Source organism: uncultured Aliivibrio sp. (assembly GCF_946479765.1).
In the GTDB taxonomy this organism is placed as follows: Bacteria; Pseudomonadota; Gammaproteobacteria; order Enterobacterales; family Vibrionaceae; genus Aliivibrio.
In genome coordinates, this window is sequence record NZ_CAMLHO010000078.1 from 1 (window position 1) to 8578 (window position 8578).

9 protein-coding genes are annotated in these 8578 nt (G+C 36.9%); 4 read left to right on the forward strand and 5 right to left on the reverse strand.

Annotation, left to right across the window (positions count from 1 at the left end; genetic code table 11):
* Window positions 1-221: 221 nt before the first annotated feature.
* Window positions 222-530 carry a DUF496 family protein gene (locus Q1K78_RS16270; RefSeq protein WP_300181311.1) on the forward strand — a complete coding sequence of 103 codons (309 nt, stop codon included), beginning with the start codon at window positions 222-224 and terminating at the stop codon, window positions 528-530.
* Between the two features lie 74 nt (window positions 531-604).
* Here the strand turns inward: Q1K78_RS16270 and Q1K78_RS16275 are convergent, their stop codons facing one another.
* The 4 genes from Q1K78_RS16275 to Q1K78_RS16290 all read right to left on the reverse strand — a co-directional run bounded on the left by Q1K78_RS16275 (window position 605) and on the right by Q1K78_RS16290 (window position 3437).
* On the reverse strand, window positions 605-1045 hold the full coding sequence (locus tag Q1K78_RS16275; RefSeq protein WP_300181314.1) for a PAS domain-containing protein: 441 nt from the start codon (window positions 1043-1045) through the stop codon (window positions 605-607).
* Complete coding sequence (locus tag Q1K78_RS16280; RefSeq protein WP_300181317.1) at window positions 1045-2049, reverse strand: response regulator; 1005 nt, start codon at window positions 2047-2049, stop codon at window positions 1045-1047. Before Q1K78_RS16280 ends, Q1K78_RS16275 begins: the two co-directional genes overlap by 1 nt.
* A 132-nt stretch (window positions 2050-2181) precedes the next feature.
* Window positions 2182-2547 (reverse strand): NADH:ubiquinone oxidoreductase, encoded by a 366-nt coding sequence (locus Q1K78_RS16285; protein ID WP_300181319.1) that lies wholly within the window; start codon window positions 2545-2547, stop codon window positions 2182-2184.
* Between the two features lie 338 nt (window positions 2548-2885).
* Window positions 2886-3437, reverse strand: a complete 552-nt coding sequence (locus Q1K78_RS16290) for a DUF3332 domain-containing protein (protein ID WP_300181322.1) — start codon at window positions 3435-3437, stop codon at window positions 2886-2888.
* Window positions 3438-3750: 313 nt separating this feature from the next.
* Between Q1K78_RS16290 and Q1K78_RS16295 the strand changes: the two genes are divergently transcribed.
* The 3 genes from Q1K78_RS16295 (at window position 3751) to Q1K78_RS16305 (ending at window position 8157) form a co-directional block, all read left to right on the forward strand.
* Window positions 3751-4989 (forward strand): OFA family MFS transporter, encoded by a 1239-nt coding sequence (locus tag Q1K78_RS16295; protein ID WP_300181325.1) that lies wholly within the window; start codon window positions 3751-3753, stop codon window positions 4987-4989.
* Between the two features lie 108 nt (window positions 4990-5097).
* Complete coding sequence (locus Q1K78_RS16300; RefSeq protein WP_300181328.1) at window positions 5098-7455, forward strand: fatty acid cis/trans isomerase; 2358 nt, start codon at window positions 5098-5100, stop codon at window positions 7453-7455.
* Between the two features lie 60 nt (window positions 7456-7515).
* Window positions 7516-8157 carry a hypothetical protein gene (locus Q1K78_RS16305; protein WP_300181331.1) on the forward strand — a complete coding sequence of 214 codons (642 nt, stop codon included), beginning with the start codon at window positions 7516-7518 and terminating at the stop codon, window positions 8155-8157.
* Between the two features lie 8 nt (window positions 8158-8165).
* Here the strand turns inward: Q1K78_RS16305 and Q1K78_RS16310 are convergent, their stop codons facing one another.
* Window positions 8166-8543: a hypothetical protein gene (locus Q1K78_RS16310; protein ID WP_300181334.1), complete on the reverse strand. Its 378-nt coding sequence runs from the start codon at window positions 8541-8543 to the stop codon at window positions 8166-8168.
* Between the last annotated feature and the right edge of the window lie 35 nt (window positions 8544-8578).

The window sequence follows — 8578 nt, forward strand, 5'->3', positions numbered from 1 at the left end:
TGAAAAAGGTGGCTTATTGATTGGTGAAAACCGCGAAGTCAAAGAGACGGATAAAGTCACTAAACTTCAAAAAGTAACACCAACCGATTTAGAAGAAAAGAAAGCAGGTTAATGCCTCTTTCTCTTGTTTTTTTAGCGCTGTATTGATCTTGTTATTGTTTTCAATGTTGCATTTATGATTTAATCAAGAAAGTAGCTATTACATATTATAGGAAATAAAAATGAATAACGTTTTTGAAATCATCAACCAAGCACGTCGTAAAAATAAACTAAAACGCGAACTACAAGATAATCAAAAGAAAATTCGTGATAACCAAAAGCGTGTAACGCTGCTTGAAAACATGCTGGATTACATCCACCCGACTATGTCTACTGACGAAATCATCATTGTTGTTCAAAACATGAAAGCAGATTACGAAGACCGTGTAGATGATCACATCATTAAAAGTGCTGAGATTTCAAAATCTCGCCGTGACATCAGCCGTAAGATCCGTGATTTAACGGAAGCGGACAAAAAAGCGAACAAATAATTAGTACGTTTAAATAACAAAAAATGGAGGACAATAGGTCTCCATTTTTTTATTTTAATATTATAACGATATCATTATTTATTAATCGTTTCAGCTAAGGCTTCTGCTGTTACATCTTCCACAGCAAGAAACATTGATTTGATCTCCCCTGTTGTGCTTCGCATTGGGTTTAACGTGACATTTTGATACATGAATTCACTTTGTTGTGTAATAGGACGAACATTACGGCAACGAAACAAATAAGGTCTTTGTCGCCAAATGACAAAACTCCTTGTCCCTAGTTCAAACACAGGTTTAGACTTAGCTTTAAACCAAGCGTCATTAATTTCAGGGAAAATATCAAACAGCGACTTTCCCATTACATCATGAGATTGTTTTCCACTGTGATGAGTCATAAATCCATTCCACAGGTGAATGGTAAATTCTTTATCTACCACAATAAGCCCGATATCAACATTTTGGACCATGTCGACCATCCAATGAAACTGCTCAAATTCTGCTGGGATCCCATTCATTATTCATCATCCAATAAGTAAGCAAGTTTATTATCTAAAATAGGCAGTGACTCATCGACGATCATTAATAACATGTCACATTTAATTTGTGTACCATCAATGTTGTAACTTACTTCAAAGGCCATTAAGCGATTAAATGACCCTTTTGTTGATTCTACAACACTGTCAACAGATATGTGTTGACCAAGCAAGACAGGTGCGCTTTGGAAAAAACGAACTTCAGCTTGTTCGCCGATCCCTTTTAGAAATGCCCCCACTAATATATTGGAGACATCCATCAGCAATTCGAGCTCTAAGCTGCTATCATCTGATTTAGGGTAATCCATTAACTTAATAAGGTCTGTTACGCTAGAATCGCTCAACAAGACAAGAGCTTCACCTGCAATACCTTCACCGCTAAAACCTTGACAAACACCAGACATGTCTTCATTACTGGCTAAATGACGTAATGTCATTTGCAACTCGCTCATTTCAAATAAATTCACGTTTGGTAATGGCATGTGAACAAATACATCAAAATGACGAGCCAAAGAATCTGCCGCTCTACCTATTGCAACGTTGGCCACTTCTAAATAAATATCACGGCGTCTAAGTTGAATTGATGTAATTGGTTGCGGAGAATACACTGCTTGACGTTCTGGCTTGATATTTATCGCATCAAGAGTCGAGATCAATGTTGGCTTATCAACTGGTTTTTGAATGAAAGCTTTTGCACCAAGAGCAGCAACACGTTGCTGTGCTTTTGGCTGTATATCGCCAGATACAACAACAACTTGCGTCGCTATGTTTCGTGCTTTTATTTCTTCTAACGTACCATAACCATCAAGCTCTGGCATCGTAAGGTCAAGAAACAACAAATCGTATGAATTCGCTTCTAGCTGAGCAATGGCATCCCAACCGTGTTGAGCAAATTCTATTTTTGCTCCCCATGATGACGGAATAACGCGTGCTAACTGTTTACGTGCTAATGCGGAATCATCACAAATTAAAATGGAAATGGTCATCCACGACCCTTTTTTAAACAAAACTACCAATACTATAGCAAGTAATGACAGTTATAGATATGGTATGGAATAATGCAAAATAAAAAAAAGGAGCTAAAAAGCTCCTCTTCTATTTAAAATAATTTATCAAACTTATGCTATGTTTTTATTCCGATTAAGCAACGGAGCTGAAATCTTTTTATCTTTGATCTTAAACCAAAGATAGGTTGCTACAATTGAGAAGAATAAATAAGACACCGAAAAAATAAATGGTGACGTAATAAGGTCAGCTTGCATACTAACGACAACGCCTATTATTGTCACCGCCATCTTAGCGAATAAACCTAACATTAGAAGTAGTAATGCCATTTGTGGGTAGCGTGTTGTTCTAAATGCAAACCAATGACAACAACCTACCGCTAAAGAAGCAATGCTTAACCCCAGAATAAAAGAATGAAAATGCTCGGCAGCAGCGACACCACCTAAAGTTGAAACGAGAAAAATGAGAAATAATTTCATGATATACCTCTAAGATAAATTGAGAGCATCCTTTCAATTTTGGAATCTTTGTTTTCAGTATATTCTATCGCTTTCTATTTTAAATTCAACTATATGGAAAACTGTTCAGTTGTTTCACTTTTGTTAATAAATGTGTAATATTAACCTCCAATTCAACTGAAAGTATTGGTCGGACCTTGTTAATTCTTATATTTGATTCATTGTTTGTGATTAAATGGTTAAAATAAATAATGAGAGTAAGAAAAAATACGTAAGAAAAAAAGTGTATTTTTTGAACTTATACAAAAAAAGCACCCAAATCTGGATGCTTTTGTTCGTTAAATAAGAGTGAGTCTTAGTTAAATTTGTGAAGCCGCTACATAGTTTTCTAATTCTTCAACTTGTACTGTTGTGATGTAGTTACCATCAAGATAGAAAGCAACGCTATCATTTGATTTTTCACCACGTAATACTTGTTGTGTTCCATCAAGTAATGCAATATGCATCTCTAAAATATTTGCATCAATTTGTTCAAATGAAGTGCTCTTTATATTGTTGTTCACTTGAAGTGGTGCAATTGGTGCTTTTGTCATTGATGAGTCAATTTTATCATTCACTTTAAATACTGCACCGCCAACATCAGTATCTACTACCGCTGGGCTTTTACCAGTAATGATATTTTTACCAGTCCAGAACTCGATCGAGTTAAAAACAAAAAGGTCAGCAAATGCAGCTACACCATATACTGGTGCTAATAAAATGTATAAACCAGCACGTCCGTAGCGGTTATCTACTACTTTAAGATTACCAAAGGCTACTAATTTAGATACACCCATTTGGCCCATACAACCAGTTAATGTCGTAATACCTAGCGCCACTGCTACTGCTATTTTGATTTTTTTAATGTTCATATTTTTCTCATGTTTATAGTGATGTTTCAAACGCGGCCGATAATATCAAGCAATTATTTGTAAAAATAGGCTATAGATCATGATTTTACAAAAAAATGACAATAGACGCTATATAATGTCAAGTTAATGGCGTAGTCAAAAGTGCAATGTTAGATTTAATAAATATGGTGTAATTATCATACAAGCTATTCCAATACATATAAAGTACTGATAGACTCCGCGCAGATTAACGTGACGACTGTCATATTTCTAAGAAACAACTATAAAAAACATACATTAAATTGTAATAAACTTTCAACTCACTGAGATTGCGATGAAAAATATCGATAAAGCAATGCGTATCCTGCTTGCAGGCTTCTGTATTAACCTATGTTTGGGAATTCTTTACGCATGGAGCGTATTTAACAAAGCTCTTGTTACTGATATGGGCTGGACTGCATCACAAGCGTCTCAACCATATGCAACTGCAACAATCACTTTTTCTATTTGTCTTTTAGTTGCTGGTATCCTTCAGGATCGCATGGGACCACGTCTAATTCTGATTTTCGGAACAATCTTAGTTGGCCTTGGCATGATCGCATCAAGCTTTGCTGATACCGTATTAATGCTAAATTTAACCTTTGGTGTTATGACAGGTGCTGGTATTGGTTTTGGCTATGCATGTCTTGCTCCCTCTGCTATGAAGTGGTTCCACCCTTCTAAGAAAGGTATGGTTAATGGCTTAATAGCTGCCGGCTTTGGTCTTGCTGCTATTTACCTAGCACCGGTAACTTCTGCACTAATTTCAATGTATGGTATCCACACAAGCTTTTTAGTGCTTGGTGTTGCGATTCTAATCATCGCGGTACCTCTTGCTACAACAATTTCTAACCCACCAGAAGGCTACACTCCTGAAGCGCCTAAAGTTAAAGCAGGTAAAGCACCTGTATCAACGCGTCAGCCAATAGACCTGAACTGGAAAGCAATGCTTAAAACACCTCAATTCTATTCTTTATGGATTATGTATGCGTTTGCCGCTTCTGCTGGTTTGATGATTATTGGTAACATCACTACAATTGCTAGCATGCAAGCTAACCTGCCAAATGCAGTTTACCTAGCGTCTATCCTTGCGGTATTCAATTCAGGCGGTCGTGTTGCGGCTGGTATGCTTTCAGACAAAATTGGTGGCGTTAAAACGCTACTTATTGCTTTTGTTCTTCAAGCAGCAAACATGGCGTTATTCGGTACATTTGATAGCGAAATCATGCTAATCGTTGGTACTGCTATTGCTGCTATCGGTTACGGTACATTACTTGCTGTATTCCCATCACTAACTGCTGAGTTCTACGGTCTGAAAAACTACGGAACTAACTATGGTGTTCTTTACACTTCATGGGGTATTGGTGGTGCAATCGGTGCTGCGGTTGTTGGTTATTCAATGACTCAAGGTGGCGATTACGCATTAGCATATATAATCTCAGCAGTAATGGTTGGTGTCGCTATCGTATTAGCACTAGTAACTAAGCCTATTTCTGAAGAAAAAGCACAACAGCTAAGCCCTGCGACTGCTTAATATTTCTGAATAAAATCAAGCCCGTTTGCCGATAGGTAAGCGGGCTTTTTGTTTTTTCTCTTATTTATTATTACAATAAAGATCTCTCTTTATTTCTCGGATGTGCTTATGTTTTCTAGACGCTCATTAGTTATTTTCTTTGTCGTTATTTTTTCTGGGTGCGCTACCTACGCAAGTTATAATTACGATCAACTATTCGGTGAGCAAAATGTTCAACAAAGAATGCATGAGTATAATTCGCCTGAAAGTCTACACTATTTAACAGAGATAAAGCCTCTTGTCGATAAACGCTGCGTGGTTTGTCATGCCTGTTATGACGCACCTTGCCAACTGAAAATGTCTTCTGCTGAGGGGATGGATCGTGGTGCTCACAAATCACTTATATATCAAGGGACAAGATTAGTTGCAGCTAACCCTACCCGTATATTTGAAGATGCTCAAACAACTCAAGAGTGGCGTGATATTGGATTCACCGCTATTTTGAATGAACGAGAACAAACTAAAATTGCAAATACCGATGCCAGCGTCATGGCTCGTATGCTGACGTTAAAGAAAAATAATCCATTAGCAGATGAAACGCAGTTAAGCGGCTATGATTTCTCTATTGATCGTGAGCAGCAATGTCCAACCATTGACGAAATGGCAGATTATGAATCTCAATATCCAAGTTGGGGCATGCCTTATGGAATGCCAGAGCTAAGTAACTCAGAGCATGACTTACTTATTTCATGGCTTGAGCAAGGTGCTAAGATGAGTGATATTGCTCCTTTAACTCAAGATGAAATAACAAAAATCACTCATTGGGAAACTTTTTTTAATGGCGATTCATTAAAACAGCAATTGACGAGCCGTTATCTATTTGAACATCTTTTTTTAAATAATATTTATTTTTCTACTAACACTGAGACGTTACGCTTTTTCAAACTCGTACGCTCTGCAACACCACCAGGTAAACCAATCTCGCTTATTGCGACTCGTCGACCTTACGATGATCCAAACGTTGAACGAGTGTATTATCGTATAACGGCAGTTCGTAGTACTACCGTCGATAAAACTCATATGCCCTATTTACTTGATCAACCTCGATTTGATAAATGGCAAAAGTGGTTTGTAAACTCAAGTTACAAGGTAACAAAACTGCCAAGCTATTCTACAGATATCGCAGCAAACCCATTAACAACGTTTGTGGATTTACCAGTAAACTCTCGTTATCACTATTTATTAGATGAAGCACAAGACACTATTCAAGGCTTTATTAAAGGTCCAGTTTGCCGTGGACAGTTAGCCTTGAATGTTATTAATGACCATTTCTGGGTGTTTTTTGTCGATCCAGAAAAAGCAGACAATCCAGGTGTCGCTCAGTTTTATAGAGAGCAAAAAAACAACTTAACGCTTCCCGCAGAACTAGACAGTACCACGGTGCCTATCACTAGCTGGCTTCAATATTCACGAAATCAAGCGCGTTATTTAGAAGCCAAAAACACTTATTTAAATCAAATATTCAATAATGGGCAGCATTTAACGCCAGAGCTCATTTGGAATGGGGGCCAAAATAATGATAATGCCGCATTAACTATCTATCGACATTTTGATAGTGCCTCTGTCATTAAAGGGCTTAATGGTCCTACACCAAAAACAGCTTGGATCATTGATTATGCTTTATTAGAGCGGATTCATTATTTATTAGTCGCAGGCTTTGATGTTTATGGTAATTTCGGTCATCAAATAATGACACGTATGTATATGGATTTTTTACGAATGGAAGGTGAAAGTAATTTCTTAACCTTACTTCCAAAAGAAATTCGTCAAGAAGAGTGGCAAAGTTGGTATCAAAATCCACCACCACAGCTAAGTAAATATATGCAACGAGATGTTCAACCTTTTAAGCAACCAACACAAATCAAGTATATTTCAGACGATCCAAAAGCTGAGTTGTTCTCACTATTACGAAAGCATATTGATGATAATGTGACTCAACGCTACAGTGTAACTAATTCAAAACTAACACCTGAAGCTCTAAATACGTTGAGAAAAATAGACAGTATCAAAGGTAATGGGCTGCAATATTTACCTCAGGTGATTATTATTAAAGTCATCTCCTCTTTTGATAATCGAAGCGAGTTTTTTACGTTACTTAATACAAGTGCACATAAAAACATTTCATCGTTATTTAATGAAGAGAAAAATAGAGCTCCTGAATTAGACCGTTTCTCTCTTCTTTATGGCGTTGTTGGCAGTTACCCTGCTGCATTCCTCGAAATAGATGAATCACAATTAAGTACTTTTGTTAAGCAACTCTCTGAAATTAAAAAGGAAGATGATTATATTGACTTACTAGATAATTTTGCAATTCGTCGTAGTTCCAATAAATTTTGGTCTTACAGTGATGAATTAACCGAGTGGTATAAAAAACATTATCCGATAGACGCGGGATTATTAGATTACAATCGCTTTGAAAATCGATAAGTATTATTATTGATAAGTCAGAATAATCACGACACATTGGCTTTAAAAAAGGAATGTTCTTTGTTAGAACCCATATTTATTCAAGCACTTGATGCCTTTAGTGATGATTATAAAACACTTTGCAAACATCATTATCCCGCGATTCATAATCGAGGAATGTCACCTGTACATTTAAGTGCTGCTTTTCATCGCCGGTTGGGTTCATTGATTGAGCGGGAAAACAAAACTATGGACTGCTCACTTTTTCACCATGACGCTATCCGTCAGAACTACATTTACAGCGCTTTGATCGATGAACAAAAAGTATGGTTCATTTACCCATCATTTATCAATGCAAAAACAGAAGCGAAAACACAGCTTTTGTTAGAAATTAAACAGTTAAAAGACAACCATAATTTACAAAACGGTGATTACGTTGCCATTTTATGTGACCATTGGTTTGATAGGACGCGTAGCAGTAAAACACTGTATTATTGGTGGACTGGGATGCTACCAATTAATGAGAAACGCTTTAATCTGCAAGGCATCCAAAATTTAGAAATGAATGACGCTCCTGATTTTTCAGCAACAATAAAAGATGAATTTCAGCTGGCATGCATTAATCGCTCTATCTATCACCCACTAGAAGCGAATAAGCAGCATGCCTTACTGAAGTATTTTCTTTGTTTTGGTTTATTTCAATATCACACACAATCAGTGTAATAGAGTAGTTAGCCTAAACTTTCTTTCTTCGTATTGGTCACTATGTGCTCTAGGTTAATAACACCTCTACACCCTAGATTTTCAATTTGAGTTTTATAAAGCTGAGAACTTAAGTGAAAACCATATTGATAGCAGTTTTCACCTTGCTCATTTTTAAACTCTTTACGATAAACAATATCACCAATAATAGGTGGAAAAGAGCGGATCCTTAACTCACAACTGCCTTCTTTCAGCTTTCGCTCGCTCGTCAATCCAAATCCTTTCTTTGACACATCCATTAATTTCACACTGACATATGGCATTAACCGGTGTGCCCAATATATTTTTGCATTAACCGATTTTTTGCATTCAAATCTAGGCCAACGACGTTTCAGTAAAAAGTCCACATTTCACCCTGAAGTAATCACTATGCCCCTATTTT

Excerpts from the sequence above, each read along its gene's own strand:
- Q1K78_RS16300 (WP_300181328.1), top strand. The coding sequence starts at position 5,098 with ATGTTTTCTAGACGCTCATTAGTTATTTTCTTTGTCGTTATTTTTTCT.
- Q1K78_RS16290 (WP_300181322.1), bottom strand. The coding sequence starts at position 3,437 with ATGAACATTAAAAAAATCAAAATAGCAGTAGCAGTGGCGCTAGGTATT.
- Q1K78_RS16295 (WP_300181325.1), top strand. The coding sequence starts at position 3,751 with ATGAAAAATATCGATAAAGCAATGCGTATCCTGCTTGCAGGCTTCTGT.
- Q1K78_RS16280 (WP_300181317.1), bottom strand. The coding sequence starts at position 2,049 with ATGACCATTTCCATTTTAATTTGTGATGATTCCGCATTAGCACGTAAA.
- Q1K78_RS16270 (WP_300181311.1), top strand. The coding sequence starts at position 222 with ATGAATAACGTTTTTGAAATCATCAACCAAGCACGTCGTAAAAATAAA.
- Q1K78_RS16285 (WP_300181319.1), bottom strand. The coding sequence starts at position 2,547 with ATGAAATTATTTCTCATTTTTCTCGTTTCAACTTTAGGTGGTGTCGCT.
- Q1K78_RS16275 (WP_300181314.1), bottom strand. The coding sequence starts at position 1,045 with ATGAATGGGATCCCAGCAGAATTTGAGCAGTTTCATTGGATGGTCGAC.